This is a genomic window from Micromonospora aurantiaca ATCC 27029, from assembly GCF_000145235.1.
GTDB classification, from domain to species: domain Bacteria; phylum Actinomycetota; class Actinomycetes; order Mycobacteriales; family Micromonosporaceae; genus Micromonospora; species Micromonospora aurantiaca.
Genome location: NC_014391.1, coordinates 2,040,473 through 2,065,778, shown reverse-complemented (window position 1 = coordinate 2,065,778; position 25,306 = coordinate 2,040,473). Strand labels below are relative to the sequence as shown.

The window sequence follows — 25,306 nt, the reverse complement described above, 5'->3', positions numbered from 1 at the left end:
GGGTCAGGCCCGCGCGCCGCCGTCGACCCGCAGCACCGTACCGGTGACGAAGGAGGCGCGGTCGCTGAGCAGCCAGGCGGCGGCCTGGGCGATCTCGTCCGGTTCGGCGGCCCGGCGCAACGGGCTGGCGGCCGCGAGCCGGTCGATGATGCCGGGCGACTCCGCGTCCCAGGAGCGCATCATCTCGGTGAGCGTGCTGCCCGGGGCGATCGCGTTGACGCGGATGCCCTCCGGCCCGTAGGTGATCGCCGCGGACTCGGTGAGGCTGTTCACCGCGCGCTTCATCGCCCCGTACGCGGGCAGTGCGGGGTTGCCCATCAGGCTGCCGACGCTGGAGTTGTTCACGATCGCGCCGGTGCCGGCGGTGGCCCGGATCGCGGCGACCTCGGCGACCATGGCGAGCCACGGCCCTTTGAGGTTGACGGTGTAGACGTGGTCGAAGTCTTCTTCGCGTACCCGGTCCATCGGTCCGGGCGGCACGATCGTCGCGCCGTTGTTGAAGGCGACGTCGAGGCGGCCGTACACCTCGACCGTGCGGTCGACGGCGGCGCGCACGCTTGCCGCGTCGGCCAGGTCGCAGAGCACGTACTCGGCGGTGCCGCCAGCGGCCCGGACCTGCTCGGTGACCGCCTTCAACTGCTCCTCGGTCCGCGCGGCGAGCAGCACCCGGGCGCCCTCGGCGGCGAACAGCCGGGCCGCCTCGGCGCCGATGCCGCGCCCGGCGCCGGTGATGAAGGCGACCTTGCCGGCCAGCAGGCCGGCGGTCGGGTGGACGATCGTGTCGGTTCGTGTGGTGTCCATGCCGGCAAGCCTGCGTCCGGTCGCGGAGCCCATCCAGGTACCGCCGGTACCTGGATACGCGCCGCCGCACGAGGGCACACTGGGGGTCGTGGACCGACGTGAGCTGGCAGTGTTCCTGCGCAGCAGGCGGGAGCGGATCACCCCGGCCGACGTGGGCCTGCCCGCCGGGCGGCGTCGCCGCACCCCGGGACTGCGCCGCGAGGAAGCGGCGCGGCTGGCGTTCATCTCCACCGAGTACTACACCAGGCTGGAGCAGGGCCGGGGTCCGCGTCCGTCGCGGGAGGTGCTGGCCGGGCTGGCCCGCGCGCTGCGGCTGTCCGACGCCGAACGCGACCACCTCCACCACCTGGCCGGGGCGCCGCCCGCGCCGCCGTCCGGGCCACCCCGGGAGGTACGGCAGAGCGTGCTGGACCTGCTGCACCGGCTGCCGCAGGCGGCGGCGTTCGTGACCTCGGCGGCGTTCGAGGTGATCGCCTGGAACGACCTCGCGGCGGCGCTCATGGAGGACTTCTCGGCAGTGCCCCGGCGGGACCGCAACCTGGTCCGCCGGGCGTTCCTCGGCCCGCACCTGCACGGCGCGGGGCTGTACGACGTGTCGGACGTGGGCGAGTTCGCCCGCCACTCGGTCGGGCGGTTGCGTGCCGCGGCGGCCCGCTATCCGGACGACCCGGAGATGGCCGCGCTGATCGCGGAGCTGCTCGCCGGGAGCGAGGAGTTCGCCCGCCTGTGGGCCTCCCACGAGGTGGGCGGCGCGCGGACGCTGTGCAAGACGTTCCGGCACCCGCTGGTCGGACCGGTGACTGTCAACTGCGACGTCCTCGACATCACCGACCGCGACCAGCAGGTGGTCATCTACACCGCCACGCCCGGCTCACCGTCGGAGGAGGCGCTGCGGCTGCTCTCCGTGATCGGCACCCAGCGGATGACTGTCGAGCACTAGCCAGCCGCTCTCGGTGGAACGCCATGGGTGTCCGCGCTCCCGTTCGACACCCATGACGTTCCACTCGCGGTGGGTCAGCAGCCGATCCGGGTGGAGCCCATCGCCACGTCGTCGTACCAGAGGGTGTCGGCGCCGCCGCCGTAGCTCTCCCAGCCCAGCTTCAGGTCGGTGAGCTGCGGTCGCCAGGCGCGGTTGTACCACTGGCCGTCGATGTCGTGCGTCGGCACACCGTCGGCGGTCAGCCCGGTCACGGCGACACCGTCCAGCCACGTACGCAACTGGCCGGCGGAGCCGTCCACCATGAACTCCAGGCAGGCCCAGCGGTTGGTGGGCAGCGGCACGCTCTGCGCCACCCCGGCCGGGCTCTGCTCGGGCAGCGTGGCGTCGTCGGAGGCACGGTTCCACTGGAGCGCGCCGTTCTGGCCGCCCAGCCGCAGGTCGCGGTTGCCGTCGGCGGCGTCCGTCATGGTGATCATCGTGGTGTGGTCGGTGGGCTGGGCGGTGGTGTGCCGGACCCAGATCCGGGCGTACCTGACGCTGCCCAGGCCGCTGAGGTTCTTCGTGGTCCGGACGAACACGTGGTTGCAGTACCCGGCGGCACCGTTGATGCGTATCGCGCGGCTGCCGCTGTGCGTGGTGGTCGTGTCGATGGTGGCCGTGCCGGCGCCGGAACAGTCCGGGCTCACCACGCTCCAGTCACCCGACGGCGTCGAGCCGGTCTGGTTCTCGAAGCCGTCGCACAGCACCGCCCCCGCACACCCGCTCGGCGGCGGCGTCGTGGGAGGTGCCGTCGTGGGAGGTGGCGTCGTGGGAGGTGGCGTCGTGGGAGGCGGGGTGGTCGGTGGAGCAGTCGTGGGCGGGGCGGTGGTCGGCACCGCCGTGGTAGGCGGCGGCGTGGTCGGGCCGGCGCCGTTGCACGGTACGCCGTTCAGGCTGAACCCGGTCGGCGCGCCGCCGGCGGTGCCGTACGTGCCCTGCACGCCGAACTCGGTCGAGCCGCCGGCCGGGATGCTGCCGTTGTACGACATGTTGCGGGCGGTCACCGTCGACCCGGACTGGCTCACAGTGGCGTTCCAGCCGTTCGTGACGCGCTCGTCCCCGGCGTACGTCCAGGTGACCGTCCAACTGGAGACGGCGGTGTCACCCGGTGACACCTTGATGTTCGCGGTGAACCCGCCGGGCCACTGGTTGGGTGTGTAGTCGACCCGGCAGCCCTGTGCGGCTGCGGCCGGGCCGGTGAGCAGGGCCGTACCGGCCGCGGTGACGGCGGCCAGCGCGGCGACGGCCGCCACGAGCGGGGCGGGGCGGGCACGGAGAATCGTCATGGGAAGTCCTTCGGCGTCGGACAGGGCGCAGCGGCGCGCGTCGTCGTCGGACGCGGCGGTGCGCGAGGATGCGGCGCGGCGGTGCGCCACGGTGAGTGGTCGATGCGTACGACCGATGTGCCCGGCTCGAAAGGCGGCCCGGTCAGCCGCCGGGGTCCGGTCTGCGGACCTCGGCGGCGCCCGAGCCCAATCTATTTACCGTCGCCTATCCAATCAAGGTCTCCGCCCGCGCGGATGCCCGTCATCCCGGATCGGCGCCCACGCCGCTCAGCAGCGGTTGGCAGCCGTCGCGGTAGCGCACGCCGCCGGGTCGCAGCCGGACCCGGTCGTGCGGCGTACCGGGGACCGGCTCGATCCGGATCACCTGTGGCCGGTCCACCACGACGCAGACCTCCTCCCCCGGCCACCACCAGCCGCAGGAGCGGGCCAGGTCGGCCCAGGTGTCCAGGTGTCCGGCCTCGTCCGGCCCGTACCGGGCGAGGCCGAGCCGGCGCAGCACGTCGTAGTAGGCGATCCAGGACGCGTCCTGCTGCCCGTACCAGCACACGGGCACCGGGCCGTCGCCCGCGAGCGCCGCACGCACCGGCAGGTAGAACCCGTGCGCGAGGCTGCGGTGCAGCGCCGCGCGTACCCCCTGGTGCAGGACGACGGCGAGCGGTACGCCGCCGTCGAACGCCCGCTGCGGCGCCAGCTCGGGCCACGGCTCCTTGGCCTTGCCCCTGCGTGCGGGTGACAGCTCGGGATCGGTGTGCACGACGCCCGCGCTGAGCGCGCCCCGGAGCTGGGAGACGACCATGGCGATGTCGCTCGCCAGCAGCGGTGTCCGGGGCGGCCGTACCGCCCGGATGCGCTCGTGGAGCCGGTCGAGTGTGGGCCAGCCGCTGACCAGAGGCAGTGCCTTCGCCGGCGAGTCGACCCATTCGAAGCGGGGTCGCGGCCGCGACGCCCTCGCGTAGACGGCGGTCAGGCAGCGCTCGGCGGTGGGCTTGTCGGCCGGCTGTGTGGACAGGGCGTGGTCGAGCCATTCCTGGCGGATCCGGACCGCCTGCTGCCACAGGTCGTGCGGGGTCTTCGCGGCGTCGTCGCGCCGCGTGGGGGCGCTCATCGCGCCGGGGCGTCGCCGCCCTTCCGGTAGGAGATCATGGAACGACTCTGACCCATGTCGCGGCACCGCTCAAGCGAATTCCGTACCGTGACCGCATCCGCAGTGCCCGGCCAGGAGAGAAGGGAACACCACTGCCCGTGGACAGTGACCGCTTGACCCGACCCCCTGTCATCACCGCGCAGATGCTCATCCGCCGGCCCGCCGCCGAGGTCTTCCAGGCGTTCGCCGACCCGGCGGTGACCACGAGGTTCTGGTTCACCAGGAGCAGCGGCCGGCTGGAACCCGGCGCCGTCGTCACCTGGGACTGGGAGATGTACGGCGTCTCCACCGTCGTCACCGTCAAGGACGTGGAGGAGAACCGCCGCATCCTGGCCGAGTGGGATCCGGAGTCCCCCACCCAGGTCGAGTGGCGGTTCCTGCCCGGTGAGGACGACACCACGCTGGTCCGGATCACCGAGACCGGCTTCGCCGGCACCGCCGACCAGGCAGTGAGCAGGGCGATCGACTCGATGGGCGGGTTCACCACGGTCCTCTGCGCCTGCAAGGCGCTGCTGGAGCAGGGTGTGCTGCTGAACGCTGTCGGCGACGCCCACCCGGCCGGATTCGAGGACTGACCGCGGCTGCGGTGGGCGGGCCGGGGCCCACCCACCGCAGGCCGGTCTAGCTGCCGAGCGTGGCCTTCGCCGCGTCGATGGCGTCGAGCAGCCGTTCCTGGTGCTCGAAGCCGTCGTCGTCGGCCACAGGGCTCGCCCCGCATTCACGCTGCCGCGCGTGCAGCAGCGTCTCGTCCACCGGAGTCACCGGGAAGGCCAGCGGGTCGAGGTCGGGTGCCCCGTCCGCGTCCTCGACGACGAGCCACTTGTTCGCCTCGTCGTAGCGGACCACACCGGCGGCGATTCCCCTGGTCCACTGGTCGAAGAGGACGGCCAGGCTGGGGGCGGCACGGACCGACTCCCAGGCGTCCTCCCCCACCGGGTAGCGCCAGATCTCCCCCTCGTGCTCGCCCGCGAGGACGAACGTGTAGAGCAGGAAGTCGAAGTGGAACAGGGGTAGTTGCTGCCGCCAGGGGAACGGCGTGCCGATCGACAGCCCCAGGTAGTCGAGCGCGTCCCCACCGTCCGGCCACGGCATCCGCCATCCGCCGTTCGGGAGCAACCGCGCGTCCGGCCAGCGCTGCGACTGCAACCAGGCCAGCTGATCCGCGACGTGGTCCACGTCGAAGATCCGGCGCACCCGGTCCGGCGGCGGCCCGGCCGGCGACTCGCCCGAATCGGGCCAGTCGAGGCCGGCAGCAGTCGCCGCGACGCGGTACTCCCGCACCGCTTCGCGCAGTACGCGCATGTCGTCGAGCATCAGGAGGCTCCTCGGCTCACGGTGCCACGGGCGTCATGCACAGGCTAGCCCCGCCGCCGCTGAGCTTGAAGGTGAAGCTCGGGCCGCCGGCCTCGACCCACGGCTTCACCGGCAGCACGACGAACTTGGTCTTGTCGCTCACCTTGCACTTGCCGTAGAACGCGTTGATGTCGTTGGCCTGCGGAAGCGACTCGGCTGTCGACACCAGCTTCAAGCTGGCGACCTGGCCGGTCAGGTCGACCGCCTGGTCGGTCGACCAGAACGGGAACTCGTCGCAGGTCTGCCCGGGAACCCGTACGTCGCACGCGTTCGGTTTGAACGCCGCGGTGCCGAACCAGCCGCGGCTGTGGCCCTTGGCGCGCGCCGCCTGCCCGCCGGCGCTTCGCGCCGGGTAGAACCACACCGCCCGGGTCGGCGGCTGCGGATATCCGCCGTCGCCCATGGCGGCCACGATGTGCTTGCCGGTCTCGGTCATGTCGGCGCCCTTGTAGTTCTTGGCCCCGGGTACGTAGACGATGATGTCGTCGTCGCATCCGGCCTTGCCCTGGGTGCCGCGCTGCGCCGTACATGCCTGGTCGATGATCCGCTTGAGGCGCGCGTCCTCTGTGGAGTCCCAGGCGAAGGGCAGGTTGCGCTGGTTCGCCACCAGCTTCGTCGTCTTGATGACCTCGGCGTAGACCTTCAGGCTGTTGTACCACTCGCCCTCGTCCAGGCCCCAGTTGTCGAACTGCTCGAAGTCGACGTCGTGCGAGATCGGGTACTCGATGAGCCCGTTGACGCCGATGGTGCCGGGGAAGAGGATGGCGAGCAGCGTGCCCAGCGCGGCCCCGAGGCCGAGGCCGCCGAGGCCGACGACCCACCACGAGATGCTGGCGGCGGCTACCGGGGCGACCGCGGCCGCCGCGGCCGTCTCCGCGACGGGAGCGATGAGCGTCGCGCAGGCGCCGCTGCTCAGACACCAGGCGATCGGCACCACAGCCGCCTGCAACAGCAGCGGCCGGGGCTGCGTGTCGTCGATCGACGAGATGACCGGACCGCGGCCGGAGGGAGCGATGGCGAACAGCGTGCGGGTGAGGTCGTCCGCACAGTCGACGAGCTTCTCGCCGGACGGTGGCAGGACGGCGTCGAGGCAGCTGGTGTCGGCTGCGCGGTAACAGCCGAGGAAGATCTGCGTGGCGCCGGAGGGCACCGGCACACTCGCACGCGAGCTGGCCGCGATGTAGATGTCACCACCGGCGCCCGCGCATTGCGACGCTTCACTGGCGGTGGTCTGCGTGACCGCCGGCGACAGCTCGTCCACGTGGATCATCGTGGTGAAGTCGCCGGCGAGTTCCCGCACCACAGTGCCGTCGGCGCTCAGCGCCTCCACCCGGAAGGCGTACGGCGTGTACTCCTCGAGCGGCTCGATCGGGAGCTTGATGACGCTGTCCGCCGTACACGGGCTGGCCACGTTGCCGTTGCCGTCCTCGCAGAGCTGGTCTCGCTCGAAGTGGTCGTAAATCTCGCCGTCGAGGTAGGCGCGGTAGCTCGCCTCGGTGGCCGGGTTCGGGTGCCAGCTGGCCATGGCGCCGCCCTCGTCCGGGTCCAGGGTCAGGCCGGCGTCCACGTCGGGAGGCGGCGGCAGGGCGTCGGTCGTGAAGGACGTCGTGGCGGGCGTCTTCGACCGGTTGCCGGCCAGGTCGACGGCGACCACGGAAACCGTGTGGTTGCTGGACGGCTGGAGTCCGGTGATCGAGTACGAGCGGGTGCCGACCGTGGTCCGGTGCGGGGTGCCCCCGTCGACGGTGACCTCGTATCCGGCGAGACCGTAGTTGTCGGTCGCGGCACCCCAGGTCACCTTGGCGCCGGTGGCCGTGATCGTGCCGACCGCCAGGTTCGGAACGTTGCTCGGCGGGATCAGGTCCAGCACGGTGATGTCGCGCAGGATCCGTGCGTAGCGGCCGGGTTCGCGCTGGGCACGGGTGCAGACCTTCACCGGACCCAGTCGCGGTGGGCGCATGCTGGCGGTCCAGGAGGCCGACCAGTCCGTGACGCCCTCCGGCGGCGGGCCGTAGGTGAAGCTGGTCGAGGTGGTCTTCTCGACCGAGACGTCCACCATCGTGGCCTGCTTGTGCACGTAGCCGCTGACGGCGATCCTGCCGTTCGCGTCGACCGCGACCTCCGACCCGGCTGCCGGTCCTTCGAGGCGGATGGACGCGTGGTTGACGTCGTCCGGCACGGACGGGTCGGCGCATGCCGGCAGTTGCGCCTCGGTGACGACCTGGGCGGATGCCGGCTGGCTGATCATGCTGAGCGGGAGGAGGATCGCGACGGCGAATGCCGTCATGCGTAAGGACCGACTGAAATAGCGATGACGTCTGTAGCCTGACATGCCGCCCCGTCTCACTGAGATTGGTCGATGACGAGCGGAGCCTGTCACGGCGATCTATATTCGAGATACTTTGTCGTCTACGCTCGCCGGACGACCCGAGCGGTCGGCAGAATCGATCACCCGGACCGGGACGACAACGTGAGGAACGGGTTCCCCCGAACGAGCCGCGACGCCGGCCCGGACGGCACTGTCGACAATTCGGCGGCGTAATCCCTGACCAGCGCCGGCAGCCGGTAGCGGGCTGCACCGTCCCGGGCGACCAGGTGCGCATCGACCAGGCCTTCCATGGCCCGCCTGATCCGTTCGGTGGACTCGCCGAGTTGCGCCGCGGCACGGTCCACCGCCGCCGGAGCCTCCGGGCAGGCGGCGAGAAGCTCGAACAGCCGGCCGGCCACCTCGTCCTCCGAGGCGACGACCGCGACGGCGGCGGCCAGGCTCGCTCGTACGGACAGGTCGTCGTAACTCAGCAGATCCAGCGTGCTCCCTCCCGCTGTGAGTTCGCCGACCAGCGCGGCCACCGGCATCCCCGGCCACGTCGCCAGTCTCGAGCCGGCGACCCGCAGCGCCAGCACCGATCCGGCACACAGGCCGATCAGCTCGGCTGTCGCGCCCGGATCCGCGGCCAGCCGTTCCGGACCGGCGAGCGCGGCCAGCAGTTCCCGGGCGCCGGGTTCGGCCAACGGCGACAGGGCGACCCGCCGTACACCGTCGAGGTTGCCCAGAGCGCGCCGGGCCACGGCGATCAGGGCAGGACCGGGACTGGCGGGCAGTAGGGGCCGCACCTGGGCCGCGCTGGTGACGCCGTCGAGGACCAGCAGCAGCCGGCGTCCGGCGGTGAGCGAGCGCAGGCGCCCGGCGCGCTCGTCGGCGCTGTCGGGCATGTCGCCCGCCGCGACGCCGAGCGCGCGCAGCACCCGGGCCAGCAACTCCGCCGGGGTGACCGAGGCCCGGTACGCGACGTCGACGAAGATCTGCCCGTCGGTGAACTCACCGGCCACCGCGTGGGCCGCGTGTACGGCGAGCCCGGTCTTGCCGCTTCCCGGCGGGCCCGTGACGACCACGACAGCGGGTGCGCGGCCCGTCGCTACCGTGCTGACCTCCCCCGCTTCCCTGGTGCGCCCGACGAAGGTGACCAGATCCGGTGGCAGCTCCCGGGGCACCGTCCGGCCGGTCTCGGCGGCGGGAGCCGGATCGGCGGCCGACGGTGCCGCGATCACCGGCGGCGGCCGGGTGTACGAGACGTCCGGCGCCCGTTCCAGGATCGCCCGGTGCAGGGCGGCCAGTTCCTCGCCCGGCTCGATGCCGAGGTGCTGGTCCAGCCGGGCGCGCGCGTCCCGGTAGGCGGCCAGTGCGGCCGGCACCTCACCGCAGCGGTACAGCGCGAGCATCAGCTGCCCCCACGCCCGTTCCCGCAACGGGTACGCGGCCAGATGCTCACGCAGCCCGGGTAGCAGCTCGGCATGCCGGCCGACCGCCAGGCGGGCATCGGTCAGCACCTCGAACACCTGAAGCCGCTGCTCCTCCAGGCTCGCCCAGCGGTTGTCGAGCGTGGTGCCGGTCGGCAGCCCTTCGCCCGCCGCGCCGCGCCACAACGCGAGCGCGGCGTCGAGCGCGGGAACGGCGTCGAGCGCATACCCCCTGACCAGTGCCGTGCGGCCGTTCTCCGCCAGCCGGTGGAACTCGGTGACATCCAGTTCGTCGGGCTGCATCCGCAGCTCGTACGCGTTCGGACGCGTCACCAGCCGGTCGCCCACCATCCGGCGCAGCGCCGCCGCGTGCGAACGCAGGTTGGCCGTCGCCGAAGGCGGGGGGACGTCGGACCAGACCATGGCGGCCAGCCGGTCCAGGGACACCGACCGGTTCGCCGCCAGCGCGAGCCCGGCGAGCACGGCCCGCCGCTTTCCCGGTCCCGGCGCGACGCGCCGGCCGCCGACCCGCAGCTCGACAGGGCCCAGAAGCCGAATGTCCAATTGCATCCCGTCGCTCCCCCGTCGAACTCCGAGGCCGCCCACAGTAGGCGGCCCCGCAGATCAGGACAAGGCATTTCGATAAGGACCAAATGTGACGGGAATCAATGCAAGTAGCGGTGTGTCGACGTAACGGAAACACCGCAGAAAACGCCCGACCAGATCATGACGGCGACGAGCCACCGGCTCGTCGAGCGGTCAGGCTCCGGCCATCGGTGCCGGCGCGAACAGGGGCGGCGCCGGATCGGCTGCCCGGATCGCGGCCACGAGCTGTGCCAGTTGCGGGTAGTCGCCCCCGGCCGCGCGGAGAAGGTGATCCGCCTCGGCGTGGTTTCCGAGATACGACTCGGCGGCCGCCCGCAGAAGAAGCGCGACGGCGCAGAGGTCGCGCGGCTCGGCGCCGGGACGGACGTCGAGAAGCAGCGATCGCGCATCCTCGGGCCGCTGGTTGAGCAGGTGAGCCAGGCTCATCACGATCCGGGCGGACAACGCTCGCGGCTGCGTCCAGGCGGCGATCCGGGCGAGTTCCGAGATCTCCCGCACCTCCCGGCGATCCACCGGCGCGCCGGTCACCACCGCGGCGTACAGGTACCACATTCCGAACTGGAGGCTCAGCATCTGGCCGATCGCCGCGGCGGCCGCGGGATCGGTGCCGCCCGCGCGAGCCAGCGCCGCGAGCCGCTCGGCCTCCTCGACCAGATCCGCCGACTGCGTGTGTCCCGCGCTCAATCTCTGCTGGTAGGCAGCGAGGGCCAGGAGCGGATCGCTGCCGTCGCGGGCCTGAATCCCGACCCGGTGGACGTCACCACCCGCTCGGGCGACCGCCCGCAGCGCCCTGACCACCTCCTCCTGGTAGTAGCCCGCCCGCAGCCCTTCGCGGGCGGCTGCCGGAGCCCGGAGCCAGCGGAGCAGGTTGTGGCCGTCGCTGTGGGTCGAACGCCCCGGAACGAGGTTGGTCAGGCCGAGCAGCGCCCCGACGAACGCGGCGCCGAGCAGCGTCAACCGCGTCAACGCCGTACCGGTGGACGCCGACGCGACGACGAGTGCCGTCGCGGCGCACAGGTTGGCCAGCGGGCCACCGAGATAGAACAGCAGCATCCGCAGCGGTAACGCCGTCATCGACGGCGACGGCCGGACCGACACCTCGTTGCGCCAGCCGTTGAAGGGCGCGACACGGACCGCGATGACCGGCAGACGCAGCAGCTTCGCCACGACGAGGTGACCGCACTCGTGCAGGACGAGGTGCAGCCACAACGACACGCAGGTGAGGCCGGCGGCGACGATCGCATCCATCACCGACTCGGTGACGAGCAGCGCGAACGCCGTCGCCTCCACCGCCAGGAGGAGTGACACGGCGACCAGCCGACGGCGGAGCTTCACCAAGAGATGGTACGGCCGGACAGGCGGCGGCAGTGGGACACGCGCGCTCACGCCCGGCACAACCACGACCCGGCGGTACCGCCGTAGAGCCCCGGCCCGGGCCGGATCAACTGTTGACGCCGGATGACACGCTTGCGCCGATGGATGCGTTCGTCTCACAGTTGCCCGCGCTGCTCGGTGTCGTCGTCGGCGCCCTCGGTACGGGTCTGGTGACCTTCCTGTCCACCAGGAGTCAGTGGAAGCGTGGTCAATCCGTACGGTGGGACGAACGACGACTGGAGGCGTACGGCGAGTTCGCGCAGGTCCTCAAGGAGATCCAGGCGATCTCACTGCGGGTCCTGGCCGCGGCGGACGGCGACAAGTACCGCTCAGGGCTGGACAAGGCCGCGGCACTGCCCCGGCTCGCCGACGCGGACATCAGGCACACCCTCGCGTGGGAACGCCTGTTGCTGCTCGGGGATGCCGCCACAGTCGCCGCCGCGCAGGACTGGCGCGAGGCGGTCTGGCAGCTGGAGCACCGGGCCCGCGAGGTCGGGGAGACCACCGAGCCGCTGACCGACGTCTACCAGCAGGCCAACGCGTGCCGTGATCGCTTCTATGACGCGGCTCGGCGCGGCCTGGGCGTGAGCGGCGGATCAGTCGCCCAGTCCGACCGCCTGCAGCAGCGCCTCGCATCCCCTGAGAACCACCAGCCCGCGTCCTCCGGCAGCTGATTCTGGACTTCGTACCCTCTCCGGCGCGATGAGTTCATGCGCCCCGGCCGGTCTGACCTGGTGTATCCGATCGGATGCGGGAAACCGGCAGACCGCCAGGAGGGACGAGAACCATGACCGTCGTCGACACCACTCCCCCGCCCGTCGCGCGCGGGTTGCACCGGACGCTGTGGGCGCTGCAAATCGTCCTCGGGGTCTTCCTCATCGTCGCCTCCGCCGGCCCCAAGCTGTTCGGCGAGACGAACGCGGTCCAGACCTTCGAGGACATGGGCGCCGCGCCCTGGTTCCGTTATCTCGTCGGTCTGCTGGAACTGGCCGGTGGCATCGGGCTGCTCGTGCCTCGGCTGGCCGGCCTGGCCGCCGTCGGGCTCGCGCTGCTCATGGTCGGCGCCGCCGTCACCCAGGCGTTCATCCTGCACGGCGGCGCGCTGGTGCTCACGCCCGTGGTGCTGTTCGCGCTGTTCGTGTTCATCGCGTGGGGCCGCCGCCACTCGATTCGCCGGCTCCTCGAGCGCTGAGCGGGGGTGCGCCGGCCGACCCCGTCAGGGCGTCCAGCGCACCCCCGGGTTCACCCGCCCGGACCAGTCGAAGACGGCCATGTTGTCCCACTGGTTCCCGGTGCCGTTGATGTTCGCCGGATCCCAGCCGTTGCCGCTGACGGCGTACCAGGTCGGTTCCCAGTAGAAGACACCGACGGCGCCGGCGTTGCGGGCGGTGTTCTGGACCCAGTCGAACTCCTGGGCCTGCCCGGCCCAGGTCGCACCGATGCCGTCGCAGGTGGCGTCGCCGATGGCGTTCGGCTCGCTGTCCGCGTTGTCCCGGGTGAAGGGGTACGCGGTCTCCACGATCACCACCGGCTTCCCGTAGCGGTTCCGCAGGTCGACGATGTTGTTGTAGAGGTTCGCCAGGCTGCCGTGCCACATGCAGTAGTACGACAGGGCGGTCATGTCCCACTGCACGCCCTGGGCACGGATGCCGTCGTAGAACCACCGCGCGTTGGCGTTGCTGTCGGCGTTCGCGGTGTGGATCATCACGGGGATGCCGCCGCCGCAGGCCTTCACCGCGTTGTAGCCCTGCTTCAGCAGGCCGGCCAGCGGGGCGAAGTCGTTGTTGACGACCTTCCCCTCGTTCCACAGCATCCCGACGTTGATCTCGTTGCCGATCTGCACGCTGTCCGGCAGGGTGCCCTGCCCGCGGAGGGCGGCGCAGACGTCGTAGGTGAACGCGTACACGTCGTTGCGCAACTGGCTCAGGCTGTGCCCGGCCCAGGCCGCGGGCTTGTACTGCTTGCCGGGGTCGGCCCAGGTGTCGGAGTAGTGGAAGTCGATCAGCACCTTGAGGCCCTTGGCCTTCGCCACGCGCGCCTGGGCCAGCACCCTGCTCTTGTTGTTGTAGCCGCTGGCCGGGTTGTTCCACACGCGCAGCCGGACGTAGTTGAGGCCGACGGACCTGAGGATGTCCAGCGGGTCGCGCGCCACCCCGCCTGCGTCGTAGTACTTCGCGCCCAGATCCAGGCTGCGCTGCAACGAGGAGACGTCGGCGCCCCGCATGCTGAGCGTGTTCGCGGCGGCGACGGGCGCGGGCGTACCCCCGAATGTGGTGGTGACGGCGAGGGCGACGGCCGTGACGGCCCCGGCGAGGGCGCGGCGGCGGTGGGGTGTGGTCACGAGGCTTCCTCTCAGCCGACAGTGCAGGGGGCGCCGTTGAGCGAGAAGCCGGTCGGCGGTGCGTCGCTCGCACTCCACCGCCCCTGGAAGCCGAAGGTCGCGGAGCCGTTCGGCGCGATGACGCGGTTCCAGTCGGCGTTGCGGGCGGTCACGGCGGCGCCGGTCTGGCCGACTGTGGCGTTCCACGCGGTGGTGACGTGCTGGTCCCCCGGGAAGCTGAAGGTGACGATCCAGCCGTCGACCGACGTCGTCCCGGTGTTCTGGACCGTCACCGCGGCCACGAAACCGCCGGGCCACTCGGACTGGTTCCGGTAGGTCACCCGGCAGGTCGAGGGCGGCGGGGGCGGCGGCGTGGACGTCGTCGGCAGTGTGACCGTGTTGGACGCGATCGACACGTTGCCGGCCGCGTCCCGGGCCCGCACGTAGTACAGGTTGCGCAGCGGCGTCGACGGGGGCAGCGGCGCCGTGTACGTGGTGCCCGGCACGGTGGCGACTCGGGTCGAGGTGAACCAGCCGTCGAACCGGTAGACGTCGTACCCGAGCACGCCGGCGTCGTCGGTCGACGGCGACCAGGACAGCGTGGCGGTCGAGGCGGTCACCTCGCCGACTGCGAGGTTCTGCGGCGCGCTCGGCGGGGTGGTGTCCGGGCCGGTGTCGGTCACCGGGGTGACCACCGTCAGCGCGTCGGTGGACGGCGATCGGCGCCCGGACCCGTCCCGGGCCGACACCCGGAACGAGTACTGCCGGCCCGGCTGGATGTAGCCGGTGATCGTGGTGGAGGTGACGTCGCCGAGGCTGATGCCGTAGACCACGTCGTCGAACGCCTGGTAGTAGGTGACGTCGTACCCGGCGACGGGGCAGCAGCCGGGCCTGGCGGCCGTCCAGGTGAGGGTGACCGACGTGGTCCGTACCTGGGTGGCGGTCAGGTTCGTGGGCGCGCTCGGCGGGAACGGCGTGGTGCTGGGCGTGCTGGGCGTCGAGGTGGGCGGCGCCGCCGTCCCGGTCGGCTCCGCGGCGGGCACCGCGGCGCCGCCGGGCGCCGGGGCGACAGCGGGGTACGCGGTGCCGGCGTCCGCCGACGGCGCGACGGCCAGAGCGGCACCGAGCAAGGCCGTGGACAGCACGACCGCGGCCGTCAGACCCGGCCGCAGACGGCGGAACAGCGAGGACGAGAAGACGGCAGCCATAGGTCGACAATGCCCGCCATACATCGATGATCGCCAACGTGTCCCACACCTCGGCCGGTGCCACGGCCCCGCAACCCGCCGCGAGGCGCGACCTCCGCCTCATTCGTCGTTTTGCGCCGCTTATGTCCGCAATCGGTCACAATCGGATAGACAGGGTGAGCCGCTGCGGAACGGCCACCACACGCACGAAAGGCTGGACGGGAAGCGGCGATGGCCACCTTCGAGTACCGCTGCGCGCAGGATGGCAGCTTCGATGTCGCGATGCCGGTCGGCACCGCGGGCCCGTCGACGAACTGCCCCCGGTGCGGGTTCCCGGCGACACGGGTGTTCTCCGCGCCCCGGCTCACCCGCATACCGGCGGCGCTGCGCGAGGCCGTGGACCGGACCGAGCGCAGCGCGGAACAGCCGGAGGTCGTCGGGCGGGTGCCCGGCCGTCGCCCGGCGCGTCACTCGACGAACCCGGCCCACGCCCGCCTGCCCCGATGGTGACCACGAGAAGGGCTCAACGCCGTGCCTGAACTGCTGTTCCCCCTCGACTCCACGAAGAGGTTCACCGACCAGGAGAAGGTCGGGCACAACCGCTGGCATCCCGACGTCCCGCCCGTGGCGACGGTACGGCCCGGACAGTCGTTCCGTGTCCACTGCCGCGAGTGGTTCGACGGCGCGATCCACAACGACGACTCCGCCGAGGACATCCGGGACGCTCCGCTGACCCGGGTCCACGCTCTCAGCGGCCCGTTCGCAGTCGAGGGCGCCGAGCCGGGCGACCTGCTCATGGTCGACATCCTCGACATGGGCCCGATCCCGCAGGAGTCCGGTCCGCTGGCCGGCCAGGGCTGGGGTTACACGGGCATCTTCCCCACCGGCAACGGCGGCGGCTTCCTGACCGAGCAATTCCCCGACGCCTACAAGGCGGTCTGGGACTTCACCGGTCACAAGGCCACCTCACGGCACATCCCCGGGGTCTCGTTCACCGGGATCTCCCACCCGGGGCTGATGGGCACCGCCCCGTCCGCGTCGCTGCTGGCGACCTGGAACCAGCGGGAGGGGGCGCTGATCGCCACCGCGCCCGACCGGGTGCCGCCCCTGGCCCTGCCCCCCGAGCCGCAGGACGCGATCCTCGGCAGCCTCACCGGCGCCGACTTCGACCGGGTCGCTGCGGAGGCGGCGCGGACCGCTCCGCCCCGGGAGAACGGCGGGAACCAGGACATCAAGAACTTCACCGTCGGCAGCCGGGTCTTCTACCCGGTGTACGTGACGGGAGCCAACCTGTCCCTCGGCGACCTGCACTTCTCGCAGGGCGACGGGGAGATCACCTTCTGCGGCGCCATCGAGATGGGCGGCTTCGTCGACCTGCACGTAGACCTGATCAAGAACGGCATGCAGACGTACGGCGTCGCCGAGAACACGATCTTCATTCCGGGCGACACCCCGCCGCAGTTCTCCCAGTGGCTGGCCTTCTCCGGGCTCTCGGTCACCCTCGACGGCGAACAGCGGTACCTCGACTCGCAGCTCGCCTACCAGCGCGCCTGCCTGCACGCCATCGACTACCTGACCCGCTTCGGCTACCAGCCGGAACAGGCATACCTGCTGCTCGGTGCCGCACCCATCGAGGGCCGGCTCTCCGGCGTGGTGGACATCCCCAACTCCTGCGCGACCGTCTACCTGCCCACCGAGATCTTCGACTTCGACATCCGCCCCTCGGCTTCCGGTCCGACCCGGATCGATCCGGGCAAGGGCGCCCCGAAGGCCACCATGCCGTAGGCAGGTGCCCCTGAGGGCCGGCGGATCGGCGACGGGCGGCCGCGCTACGGTTCCCGGACGAGGATCGCGCCCGGCGCGACGAGGAGATGGGACACCTCATGCAGAAGTCATCCCTGACCGCACTGGCCCGCGAGCAGCTGAAGCTCGCGCACGGCTCCTCCAGCGGCCGCAGCAGCTCCACCGTCTACGGCGGTCACGAGCACAGGCTCCGACAGACGCTGATCGCGCTGACCGCCGGGCAGATGCTCAGCGAGCACGAGAATCCCGGCGAGGCCACCGTCCACGTCCTGCACGGCCGGGTCCGGCTCGGCGCCGGCGAGACGTCCTGGGACGGCGCACCCGGCGATCTGCTGATCGTGCCGGACCGCCGGCACACGCTGGAGGCGCTCGAAGACTCAGCGGTGCTGCTCACCGTCGCCAAGCGCTGACGACCGCACGCGTCCTCATCGGGCTTCGATGACGGAGGTGGCCCCTGCCGGGCGGTCCGGCCGGGGCCGGGCCGCCCGTCCGCCGGTCAGGCGCGGGTGCGCTGCCGCAACCGGGTCGAGACGATCGCGCCGACCGCCATGAGGACCGCGACGGTCAGGGACGGCAGGGCGTCCGGCCGGCGCAGCAGTTCTTCCGTCAACCCGGCGTTGTCCAGCTGGTGGAGCGTGCCCAGCAGGAGGGTCGGGACGACCGCGATCAGCAGTCGCTGGTCGGCGGTCGCCACCCACAGGAAGGCGGCCACCCCGGCGATCACCATGGCGGCGGCGACGATCCGCGGGACCGCGTCGACCTGCGGAGGCCACCCGCGGGGATCAGATGCAGGGCGAGGATTCCGGCGGTGACCAGGACGGCGTTGGCGCGAGGTGCCGGCGGCACGTCCGCCGGCCGCCGCAGGCCCAGCACGATCAGCGGCGTGGCGACAACCGGTGCCCACCACTGCGGCAGGCCGTTGAGGAACAGGTACGGGGAGATCAGGCTCGGCACCACCGCCGCGGCAACAGCCAGGACGGCGGCGGTGCGGGCACGGCCGGCGACGAGCGCCACCAGCGCCGCGGTCAGCACGACCTCGTGGACGCCCTGATTGCGCAGGACGGTCACCGGGTCCGAGAGTCCGCCGTACCGGAACGCCTCGACGATGTCGTCCAGGCCGATGAGGACACCCAGCGCCAGCACCGCCAGGGCGCCGAGGTGGATGCCCTGCCAGAACAGCACGGCAGTGGGACGGGCCGCGGCGCTGCCGCCGTACACCCGCAGGCCGCCCCGGAGGAGCGAGACCGCCTCCCGGGCGCTGGGCCAGCGACGGGTGGTGGGTTCGTCGCCGATCAACGTGTCGATCAGTTCGTCGGCGCGTTCCCGGCGGTAGCCGGCCGGGTAGGCCCGCAGCAGCATGCGGTAACGCCTCTCCAGGACATCGGAACTCATGCTGGTCTGATCCTCACGGTAGAAGGTTGACGGGCACTTGCCTGCGATGCGACCCGGCGCGGCAGGCGGTCCATGACCACCCGGGCGGCCTGGGCGAGCCGGTCGGCCTCCTCGGTGAGTACGCGGCAGCCCTCGTCGGTGAGCCGGTAGTAGCGACGGGCACGCCCGTTGACGATCTCCTCACCGTCGGCGGCGACGAGTTCCTCGCCGAGCAGCCGGTCGATCACCGAGTACAGCGATCCGGCAGCGAGGGTCACCCGCCCGTCGGACAGCTCGGTCACCCTCTTGATCACGGCGTAACCGTGGAGCGGCCCACCGAGCAGGGCAGCGAGGACGAAGTACGACGGTTCCCGTAGCGCGGGACGCGAAGCAGATCCCATGAGCCGAATATACAACCTACTTGAGTATAAGTCCAAGGTGACTGTTCACAGTGGCCATTGCCCAAATCATCTTAATGATTAAGGTAATAGGATGAGCACATCGACCGACTTCTCAGTAGCGATCGCCGGCGCCGGCCTCTCCGGCCTCTGCCTGGCCCAGTACCTGACGCGCGCCGGCATCGACGTGCACGTCTACGAGCGGGATCCCGGCCCCTTCATCAGGCGGCAGGGCTACCGGATCATCCTCGACCGGTACGGGCTGGCGGCGCTGCGCGAGAGCCTGCCCCGCCCGCTGTACCGCCTGGCGCTGGCCACCGGCGACGAGCCCGGCGGGCACCTGCGCTTCACCGACAGACGGCTGCGGGACGCCTTCACGATCACCTTCAAGGACGACCCGCACGAGACCCGCCAGGTGGACCGGCTGACCCTGCGGTCGATCCTGCAGTCCGGGCTGGACGGGCGCATCCACTACGGCAGGGCCGCCGTCGCGGTGGACAACGGCGGTCCGGCCGGGCTGCGGCTGCGGTTCTCCGACGGCAGCGCCGCCGCGGCGACAGTCGTGGTGGGCGCGGAGGGCGTCGGCTCGGCGCTGCGCGCGCAGCTCATGCCGGACGCCGACCCGGCGGACACTCCGATGGCGGGCATCTACGGCCGGTCGCCGTTGTGGCGCGACGGCGCAAGCGTCATCCCGGACGCGCTGCGTACCAGCGGAGTCCTGTCCATCGCCGACCGGCCCGGCAGCGCCTTCTTCTTCACCTCCATGCGGTTCGGCGAGAGCCCGCGGGAGGCGTTCTCGCGCCTGGCTCCGGGCAGCTACGCCCCCACCGGCGACGACTACGTCATGTGGGCACTGCTGCTCCGGCGGGACGAGCTGCCTCAAGGCGTCCGCGGGGACCTGCGGGCGCTGTGGCACGTGGCGGCCCGGATGAGCATCGACTTCCACCCGCTCGTCCGACGGCTGGTCGACACGGCGGAACTGGACGCAACTGTGCTCAACCTGTTCGCCACCGGCCGGCGCCCGCACCGGTGGGCGGTGCCCCGGGCGACGATGATGGGCGATGCCGTACACGTCATGCCGCCGTTCGGCGCTCATGGCGGCAACACCGCGCTGCGCGACGCCGCACTGCTCGGCCACAGGCTGGTCGAGGCCCGGCGGAACGGCACATCCGTGGAGGAGGCGATCGCCGGATACCAGGACGAGATGGTGCCGTACGCCTTCCACGCCGTCGACAATGCCGCGAGGCTGATGCACCGCCTCACCGGTGGCGCCGCCGCACCGCACTGGGTGCTCACCCGCGTGCTACCTCGGCTGCACCGGGTCACAGTGCCGGAGGCATGATTGCCCGCGTGTCCCACGATTCGGCCCGCGCCTCCGCGATCGCCGACCTCATGCGCGCCGGGCGGGAGACGTCGCGGCTGTCCATGGTGTTCCGGTACGCCATCGCGGAGCGGCTGGGCCTCGCCGTGAGCGACCTGGAGTGCCTCGACTACCTGGCGGACATCGGCTCCGCCACCGCGGGGCAGATCGCCGAGCGGACCAACCTCACCACCGGTGCGGTCACCAGCATGCTCCGCCGGCTCCAGCAGGCCGGCTACGTGACGACCGAGCGCGACCCGGCAGACCGGCGGCGGGTCGTCGTCACCATACGGCCGGAGCGGATCGCCGATCTGGAGCGGCCGTACGAGCGTTTCGCCGAGCGGGCGGAACGGCTCGTCGAGGGCTACAGCGCCGAGGAGGTCAGGCTGCTGGTCCGGCACCACGACCGCCTCCAGGCGATGTACCTCGCCGAGTTGGACCACCTCCGCGACGGCGACACCGCCCAGCGGTCCACCTGAACCGGCGTCTCCTGTCGCTATCCCACGGTCGCCAGGAAGTCCGAGTAGAACAGGCCCAGGCCGGCCGCGACGCAGACACCGGCCACGATCCAGAAGCGGACCACGATGGTGGACTCGCTCCAGCCGGCCAGCTCGAAGTGGTGGTGCAACGGCACCATCCGGAAGACCCGCTTGCCGGTGGTCCGGAACGAGACGATCTGGATCACCCAGGTCGTGGTGATGATGACGAAGAGCCCACCGATCAGGATCGAGAGCAGCGTCGTACGGGTCACCACCGCCAGCCCGCCGATCAGGCCACCCAGCCCGAGCGCGCCCACGTCACCCATGAAGATCCGGGCCGGGGACGTGTTCCACCACAGGAAGCCCACACAGGCACCGGCCGCGGCTGCCGCGATCATGGCGATCTCCAGCGGATCGCGGACCTGGTAGCAGTACTCGTTCACGCGGGCGTACCCGTCGTCGGCGCACCAGTGCCGGTACTGCCAGAAGCCGATCAGCGAGTACGCGCCGAGCACCAGGATCGACGCGCCGGTGGCCAGGCCGTCGAGGCCGTCGGTGAGGTTCACACCGTTGGACATCGCCGTGATCACGAAGATGAAGACCATGACCGCGCCGACCTTGCCGACGTCCAGCCAGCTGATGTCGCGGATGAGCGAGATGTGCTCGCTGGCCACGGTCTGGCCGTTGGTGCTGGGCACGTACAGCGCGGCCACGCCGAACCCGCCGCCGACGAGCGCCTGGCCGAGCAGCTTGCCCTTGGCGGACAGCCCGTCGGAGTTGCGCCGGCGCACCTTGAGGAAGTCGTCGAAGAATCCGACCGCGCCGCAGAAGACGAACAACCCGAGCAGCACCAGGGCCGTCATGGTGGGCCCCTCCTGCGCGATCTGCCGTTCGGGCAGGGTGGTCAGGGCGAGATGCCCGGCGACGTACGCGAGGACCGTCGCCACGATGAAGACGACGCCGCCCATCGTGGGCGTACCCTTCTTTCCCTCGTTGCTGGCGAGCCCGATCGACCGGATCGGCTGACCGGCCTTCAGCGCGCTGAAGACGCGAATCGCCACCGGCGTGCCGAACAGGGAGATCACGAACGCGACAGCGGCCGCGACGATGACCGCCCTCACGGACGGCCCTTCACGAAGTCATCGATCACGACACGTGAGCTTGCCATCCGGAGGCGGACGGAGCAGCCCCTCAGCTTCACCACGCCGAAGCTGGCCTGCACGCCGTAGCGTCGACGGCATGAGAACGATTGTGGTGTCGCTCGCGGTGGCCGCGGTGGTGTTGCTCGCGCTCGTCGTCTTCGTCGCCCGGCGCGACCGGTCGAGGCGCCCGTCGGACGAGGACTCGGCTGCGGTCCGCCGGGCCGCCGCCGACCAGCACCGGCACGACGCGCAGCGGCAGGCCACATCGGGTCTCGCGGAGCGGCACCGCAACCCGCCGAGCACGTAGCCGCGACCGGCGCATGCGGTTGCGCGTACAGCCGCTGCTTCTGCCCGCCGGAGAGCCGCCGGAGCTGCGCGCCGAGCAGCTCCCGCAGCTTCCCGTTGTCGTGTTGCGGGTCGATGCCGACGATCTCGACCTGCTCGACGGCGAAGCTGACGCCGTCCACAGCGGTGTGCTCGCCGTAGCGCTTGACGAGGCTGTCCACCTCGATGACTGCCATGGCAGAAGCGTGCCGTCCGAGGTGGTTGATGCCGGGGTCAGCCGAGCCTCGGCGTACTGCCGGCGTGGACGGGTCGACTTACTCGATGGCGGCCAGGCGGGCCGCGGTACAGGATCACCTGGTGGTCCCACCTGACATGGTTCTCTCCGATCTCCGCGAGGCGTGGCGCCGGGCGCTGGCCGGCAGGCTCCTGGGCCTGTACCTGCACGGCTCGCTGGTGGCAGGCGACTTCGCCGTGAACCGCAGCGACCTCGACCTGCTCGCGGTGCTCACCGACGATCCGGACGAGAAGCTCCTCGACGTACTCGCCGAACTGCATTCCGACCTCGACCGGCGGCACCCGCAGTGGGCCGGCCGGATCGAGGTGGAGTACGTGTCACTGGACGCGGTGCGCGCCGATCCCGGCCGGGATCACGTGATCGCCCGGATCAGTCCCGGCGAGTCGTTGCACCTGCTGCCCGCCACCACCCACCGCGTCGTGACCTGGCCCGCCGTGCACGACCACGGCCGTACGCTGCTGGGACCGCCGGCCGGTGAGCTGCTCCCCGCCGCCGACCCCGGCCTCGTCAGCGCGGCTCTGCTGGACCACGTCCGCGACTGGCCGGCCTGGGTGCTCGAGATGACCCCACCTGGAGCCCAGTCGTACGCGGTGCTCACGCTCTGCCGGGCGTACCAGCGCCTGCGCCATGGCCGGCAACTGTCCAAGCGGCAGGCCGCCGAGCAGACCATCACCGCCTGCCCTCGATGGGCGGACCTCATCGCCTGGGCGCGCGACTGGTGGTACGACTCCGGCCAGGACACCGATCCCGGCCGGTTCGACGAGGTCCGGGCATTCGTGACCGAACTCAGCGCCGCCATCCTGGCCCCGACCGATGGTGGGCCGTGGCGCGAGCTGGACTGCGACGCCGCGACGAAGCAGGCGGGCTAGACGGCCTTCACGGCGATCAGGGCCATCCCGGCCAGGAACGCCGACGTAACCGCTGCCGGCAAAGGGTGAGACCTTCCGTCGAGGGTCGTGGACTCGTGGCAGGGCGCCGCTAGTCGAGCCGGGCCAGTTCCTCGGGGGACAGGCGCAGCGCCCCGGCGGCCAGGTTCTCGACCAGATGGTCGGGGTCGCCCGTACCGGGGATGGCCAGCATGTGCGGCCCGCGGCTGAGGGTCCACGCGATGCGCACCTGCGCCGGCGTCGCCCCGTGCGCCCGGGCGACGGCCGCCACCGCCTCGTTGCCGGCCACGCCACCTGCCTCACGTCCGTCGCCGGCGATCGCGAAGAACGGCACGAAGGCGACGCCCTGCTCCCCGCAGGTGCGCACGAGCTGGTCGTGCACACGTCGGGTGTCGACGCCGTACGGGTTCTGCACGCAGACCACCGGGGCGATCGCCTGTGCCTGCGAGAGGTGCTGCGGACGGATGTTCGACAGGCCGAGATGGCGGATGAGCCCGGCGTCCCGCAGGTCGGCCAGCGCGCCGAAGTGCTCCGCGACCGACTCCAGCCCGTTCTGGCGCAGGTTGACGACGTCCAGGTGGTCACGGCCCAGTTGGCGCAGGTTCTCCTCGACCTGTCCGCGCAGTTGGTCGGGCCGGGCCAGCGGCAGCCACTCGCCGGAGGGGTCGCGACCCGGCCCGACCTTCGTGGTGATGACCAGTTCGTCGGCGTACGGCGAGAGCGCCGTGTTGATCAGCTCGTTGGCCGACCGCAGTGGCGAGAAGTAGAACGCCGCCGTGTCGATGTGGTTGACGCCGAGCTCGACCGCCCGGCGCAGCACGCCGATGACGCGTTCGCGGTCGCTCGCCACACCGCGGTTGCCGGTCAGGCGCATCGCGCCGAATCCGATCCGGTTGACGGTCAGGTCGCCGAGCGTCCAGGTGCCTGCGGACGCCGCAGTAATCATGTTGGGCACCGGGCGAACCTAGCCATCCCCGCTGACCTGCACAGGCGGTCATCCGCCCGATACCGGTTCCCGGAGATCGCTGTTAGGTTATCTACAGTGAACGACGATGATTTTCCCACGGGGAACGGCGGCGCGGATCTCGCCGGGGTCGAGGGCTTACGCGCCGCTGAACGGCGTCTTCAACGTGCCCAGCTGTCCTCCGACGTCGCGGAGTTGGATCGGCTGATCGACGACCGCCTCGTGTTCACCGGGCCTGACGGCTGTCTCTACTCCAAGCAGGACGACCTGCACGCGCACCGATCCGGCCAGCAGACGATGACCCGGGTCGACGAGGAGGACCTGGCCGTGCTCGCCGTCGGCGGCACCGGGGTGACGTGGTTCCTCGGCACGCTGGAAGGCACCCTTGCCGGCGAGCCGTTCGTCGCCCGGGTCCGCTACACGCGCACGTGGATCCTCGACGAGGACGAGGGGTGGCGCCTGCTCGCGGCACACGTCGGTCCGGCCGGCTGAGACACCCTCGCGCACGGTCCCGTGGTGCCGGGCTGCCGTCAGATCGCGGCGAGTGCCTTGGTGATGTTCCACTCGGCCAGATCCAGCATCCACTTCCGATCCGGAAAGTCGGTGTCCGCGATCCGCAGGGGCCCTTCGATCAAGGACAACGTCTGCGCGTATCGGTAGAGCGCCAGCCGGTGGGGGTCGAGAGCGACCGGGCGCAGCGCCGGGTATGTCTCGCCGAAACGCATTTGCAGCCAGGCGTGGTCCCATTCGACGTCGAAGTACGTCAGCCCCTCAAAATCGATCATGACGGCCTCACCGGCCGGTGTGACGAGCACGTGATCCGGGCCGAGTTCGCCGTGCACCAGCCCGTACTCCTCGCGTGGGGTGACCGCGCTCCTGAGGTGGCGTACGTGGGCGCCGACCCGGTGGTGGGCATCGGCCAGCCGGGCGTCGCGGGCCGCTGCCGCGTCGAGGTGGCCGAGCGCGCGGTCGACGATCACGTCCTCGGTGCGTCGCGTCTGTGATGCCTCACCTCGGGCGATGGCCGCGACCTTTCCGAAGTGCGGCCCGAAGGCCGTGTGCATGCGGCGCAGGGCGTCACCGAGCGCGGACAGCGGCGTGACGGCAGCGGCCGGATCGTGTTCCACCAACGCCTCCAGCCGCAGCGCGCCCGCGTCCTCGACAAGCGCGATGTCGGCGTCGAGGTGACGGCCGTCCCGGTCGATCATCAACAGATGCGGGACACGCACTCCTGCCCCGGTGAGCGCCGCGTGGGCGGCGGCGAAGAGATCCGCGCCCGACGCATCCGTGAACGGGTCGTCCGGGACCGCCGGTGACGGCGGCCAGTAGTTCTCGCTCGCGGCCCACACGTACAGCATCACGGTTGTCCGGTCGTCCAGCCGAAGCCGGTAGACGCCCTTCTTGGTGCCGCCCGTCAGCCGGTCCAGGGCAGCGAGCCGCCGGTCCGAGCCGAACTGGTCCGACACCAGGTCGTGCAGGTCATCCGGTTGCAGGAATGTCCTCGTCATGGCCGCCTCTCGTCGGACCGAAGCGG

The 25,306-nt window shown here is 71.4% G+C and carries 28 protein-coding genes; 13 read left to right on the top strand and 15 right to left on the bottom strand.

Translation table 11 applies throughout. The features are described 5' to 3' along the window. Positions 1-3: 3 nt before the first annotated feature. Positions 4-801: an SDR family NAD(P)-dependent oxidoreductase gene (locus MICAU_RS09755; protein WP_013285128.1), complete on the bottom strand. Its 798-nt coding sequence runs from the start codon at positions 799-801 to the stop codon at positions 4-6. An 88-nt stretch (positions 802-889) separates the two neighbouring features. Here MICAU_RS09755 and MICAU_RS09750 point away from each other — a divergent pair, with 88 nt between their 5' ends. Next, on the top strand, positions 890-1,741 hold the full coding sequence (locus tag MICAU_RS09750; RefSeq protein WP_013285127.1) for a helix-turn-helix transcriptional regulator: 852 nt from the start codon (positions 890-892) through the stop codon (positions 1,739-1,741). A gap of 74 nt (positions 1,742-1,815) precedes the next feature. On the opposite strand, the gene MICAU_RS09745 is transcribed toward MICAU_RS09750, so the two are convergent. Both MICAU_RS09745 and MICAU_RS09740 read right to left on the bottom strand, forming a co-directional pair. Next, on the bottom strand, positions 1,816-3,066 hold the full coding sequence (locus MICAU_RS09745) for a cellulose-binding domain-containing protein (RefSeq protein ID WP_013285126.1): 1,251 nt from the start codon (positions 3,064-3,066) through the stop codon (positions 1,816-1,818). A gap of 241 nt (positions 3,067-3,307) precedes the next feature. Further along, complete coding sequence (locus MICAU_RS09740; RefSeq protein ID WP_013285125.1) at positions 3,308-4,171, bottom strand: DUF6745 domain-containing protein; 864 nt, start codon at positions 4,169-4,171, stop codon at positions 3,308-3,310. 152 nt (positions 4,172-4,323) lie between these two features. On the opposite strand from MICAU_RS09740, the gene MICAU_RS09735 reads away from it, so the two are divergent. After that, positions 4,324-4,785, top strand: coding sequence for an SRPBCC family protein (locus MICAU_RS09735; RefSeq protein WP_013285124.1), 462 nt, complete (start codon positions 4,324-4,326; stop codon positions 4,783-4,785). Positions 4,786-4,831: 46 nt separating this feature from the next. Here MICAU_RS09735 and MICAU_RS09730 read toward each other — a convergent pair whose 3' ends face one another. The 4 genes from MICAU_RS09730 to MICAU_RS09715 all read right to left on the bottom strand — a co-directional run bounded on the left by MICAU_RS09730 (position 4,832) and on the right by MICAU_RS09715 (position 11,242). Next, positions 4,832-5,524: a hypothetical protein gene (locus tag MICAU_RS09730; RefSeq protein ID WP_013285123.1), complete on the bottom strand. Its 693-nt coding sequence runs from the start codon at positions 5,522-5,524 to the stop codon at positions 4,832-4,834. 16 nt (positions 5,525-5,540) lie between these two features. After that, the gene (locus MICAU_RS09725) at positions 5,541-7,850 is read right to left on the bottom strand and encodes a fibronectin type III domain-containing protein (RefSeq protein WP_244879742.1); all 2,310 of its coding nucleotides are present in this window, start codon (positions 7,848-7,850) and stop codon (positions 5,541-5,543) included. Between the two features lie 161 nt (positions 7,851-8,011). Beyond that, positions 8,012-9,871, bottom strand: coding sequence for an AfsR/SARP family transcriptional regulator (locus MICAU_RS09720; RefSeq protein WP_013285121.1), 1,860 nt, complete (start codon positions 9,869-9,871; stop codon positions 8,012-8,014). A 189-nt stretch (positions 9,872-10,060) separates the two neighbouring features. Beyond that, the gene (locus MICAU_RS09715; RefSeq protein ID WP_013285120.1) at positions 10,061-11,242 is read right to left on the bottom strand and encodes a zinc metalloprotease; all 1,182 of its coding nucleotides are present in this window, start codon (positions 11,240-11,242) and stop codon (positions 10,061-10,063) included. Positions 11,243-11,382: 140 nt separating this feature from the next. On the opposite strand from MICAU_RS09715, the gene MICAU_RS09710 reads away from it, so the two are divergent. Together MICAU_RS09710 and MICAU_RS09705 are read left to right on the top strand one after the other, a co-directional pair. Beyond that, entirely contained in the window at positions 11,383-11,955 is a 573-nt protein-coding gene (locus tag MICAU_RS09710) for a hypothetical protein (RefSeq protein WP_013285119.1), read from the top strand. A 113-nt stretch (positions 11,956-12,068) separates the two neighbouring features. Then, the gene (locus MICAU_RS09705; protein ID WP_013285118.1) at positions 12,069-12,473 is read left to right on the top strand and encodes a DoxX family protein; all 405 of its coding nucleotides are present in this window, start codon (positions 12,069-12,071) and stop codon (positions 12,471-12,473) included. 24 nt (positions 12,474-12,497) lie between these two features. Here the strand turns inward: MICAU_RS09705 and MICAU_RS09700 are convergent, their stop codons facing one another. Both MICAU_RS09700 and MICAU_RS09695 read right to left on the bottom strand, forming a co-directional pair. Further along, on the bottom strand, positions 12,498-13,622 hold the full coding sequence (locus MICAU_RS09700; protein WP_013285117.1) for a glycoside hydrolase family 53 protein: 1,125 nt from the start codon (positions 13,620-13,622) through the stop codon (positions 12,498-12,500). 11 nt (positions 13,623-13,633) lie between these two features. After that, positions 13,634-14,809, bottom strand: coding sequence for a cellulose binding domain-containing protein (locus tag MICAU_RS09695; protein ID WP_013285116.1), 1,176 nt, complete (start codon positions 14,807-14,809; stop codon positions 13,634-13,636). A gap of 210 nt (positions 14,810-15,019) precedes the next feature. Between MICAU_RS09695 and MICAU_RS09690 the strand changes: the two genes are divergently transcribed. The 3 genes from MICAU_RS09690 to MICAU_RS09680 all read left to right on the top strand — a co-directional run bounded on the left by MICAU_RS09690 (position 15,020) and on the right by MICAU_RS09680 (position 17,001). Next, a complete protein-coding gene (locus MICAU_RS09690; protein WP_013285115.1) occupies positions 15,020-15,298 on the top strand; it encodes an FmdB family zinc ribbon protein in 279 nt (92 codons plus the stop codon). 21 nt (positions 15,299-15,319) lie between these two features. Further along, positions 15,320-16,573 carry a formamidase gene (fmdA, locus tag MICAU_RS09685; protein ID WP_013285114.1) on the top strand — a complete coding sequence of 418 codons (1,254 nt, stop codon included), beginning with the start codon at positions 15,320-15,322 and terminating at the stop codon, positions 16,571-16,573. 98 nt (positions 16,574-16,671) lie between these two features. Further along, positions 16,672-17,001 carry a cupin domain-containing protein gene (locus MICAU_RS09680; RefSeq protein WP_013285113.1) on the top strand — a complete coding sequence of 110 codons (330 nt, stop codon included), beginning with the start codon at positions 16,672-16,674 and terminating at the stop codon, positions 16,999-17,001. An 86-nt stretch (positions 17,002-17,087) separates the two neighbouring features. On the opposite strand, the gene MICAU_RS33080 is transcribed toward MICAU_RS09680, so the two are convergent. The 3 genes from MICAU_RS33080 to MICAU_RS09670 are packed head-to-tail and all read right to left on the bottom strand — an operon-like array spanning position 17,088 to position 18,363. After that, the gene (locus MICAU_RS33080; protein ID WP_013285112.1) at positions 17,088-17,318 is read right to left on the bottom strand and encodes a hypothetical protein; all 231 of its coding nucleotides are present in this window, start codon (positions 17,316-17,318) and stop codon (positions 17,088-17,090) included. Beyond that, a complete protein-coding gene (locus MICAU_RS09675; protein ID WP_013285111.1) occupies positions 17,312-17,983 on the bottom strand; it encodes a hypothetical protein in 672 nt (223 codons plus the stop codon). The genes MICAU_RS33080 and MICAU_RS09675 overlap by 7 nt, the downstream gene beginning before the upstream one ends. Next, a complete protein-coding gene (locus MICAU_RS09670) occupies positions 17,980-18,363 on the bottom strand; it encodes a PadR family transcriptional regulator (RefSeq protein ID WP_013285110.1) in 384 nt (127 codons plus the stop codon). The genes MICAU_RS09675 and MICAU_RS09670 overlap by 4 nt, the downstream gene beginning before the upstream one ends. Positions 18,364-18,454: 91 nt before the next feature. Between MICAU_RS09670 and MICAU_RS09665 the strand changes: the two genes are divergently transcribed. Both MICAU_RS09665 and MICAU_RS09660 read left to right on the top strand, forming a co-directional pair. Continuing rightward, on the top strand, positions 18,455-19,702 hold the full coding sequence (locus MICAU_RS09665; RefSeq protein ID WP_013285109.1) for an FAD-dependent oxidoreductase: 1,248 nt from the start codon (positions 18,455-18,457) through the stop codon (positions 19,700-19,702). Positions 19,703-19,710: 8 nt separating this feature from the next. Then, complete coding sequence (locus tag MICAU_RS09660; RefSeq protein WP_225319448.1) at positions 19,711-20,199, top strand: MarR family transcriptional regulator; 489 nt, start codon at positions 19,711-19,713, stop codon at positions 20,197-20,199. A gap of 17 nt (positions 20,200-20,216) precedes the next feature. Here MICAU_RS09660 and mraY read toward each other — a convergent pair whose 3' ends face one another. Continuing rightward, positions 20,217-21,320, bottom strand: a complete 1,104-nt coding sequence (mraY, locus tag MICAU_RS09655; protein ID WP_013285107.1) for a phospho-N-acetylmuramoyl-pentapeptide-transferase — start codon at positions 21,318-21,320, stop codon at positions 20,217-20,219. A 118-nt stretch (positions 21,321-21,438) separates the two neighbouring features. Between mraY and MICAU_RS09650 the strand changes: the two genes are divergently transcribed. Genes MICAU_RS09650 through MICAU_RS09640 form a run of 3 tightly spaced genes read left to right on the top strand, consistent with a single transcriptional unit; the run spans position 21,439 to position 22,790 of the window. Next, positions 21,439-21,648, top strand: coding sequence for a hypothetical protein (locus MICAU_RS09650; RefSeq protein ID WP_013285106.1), 210 nt, complete (start codon positions 21,439-21,441; stop codon positions 21,646-21,648). Positions 21,649-21,661: 13 nt separating this feature from the next. Next, positions 21,662-21,997 (top strand): hypothetical protein, encoded by a 336-nt coding sequence (locus MICAU_RS09645; RefSeq protein WP_041798935.1) that lies wholly within the window; start codon positions 21,662-21,664, stop codon positions 21,995-21,997. Then, the gene (locus tag MICAU_RS09640) at positions 21,984-22,790 is read left to right on the top strand and encodes an aminoglycoside adenylyltransferase domain-containing protein (protein ID WP_013285105.1); all 807 of its coding nucleotides are present in this window, start codon (positions 21,984-21,986) and stop codon (positions 22,788-22,790) included. The genes MICAU_RS09645 and MICAU_RS09640 overlap by 14 nt, the downstream gene beginning before the upstream one ends. 109 nt (positions 22,791-22,899) lie before the next feature. Here MICAU_RS09640 and MICAU_RS09635 read toward each other — a convergent pair whose 3' ends face one another. Beyond that, complete coding sequence (locus MICAU_RS09635; protein WP_013285104.1) at positions 22,900-23,754, bottom strand: aldo/keto reductase; 855 nt, start codon at positions 23,752-23,754, stop codon at positions 22,900-22,902. A 96-nt stretch (positions 23,755-23,850) separates the two neighbouring features. On the opposite strand from MICAU_RS09635, the gene MICAU_RS09630 reads away from it, so the two are divergent. Next, positions 23,851-24,264 (top strand): nuclear transport factor 2 family protein, encoded by a 414-nt coding sequence (locus MICAU_RS09630; protein WP_013285103.1) that lies wholly within the window; start codon positions 23,851-23,853, stop codon positions 24,262-24,264. Between the two features lie 38 nt (positions 24,265-24,302). On the opposite strand, the gene MICAU_RS09625 is transcribed toward MICAU_RS09630, so the two are convergent. After that, complete coding sequence (locus tag MICAU_RS09625; RefSeq protein WP_013285102.1) at positions 24,303-25,280, bottom strand: phosphotransferase family protein; 978 nt, start codon at positions 25,278-25,280, stop codon at positions 24,303-24,305. Positions 25,281-25,306: the final 26 nt, after the last annotated feature.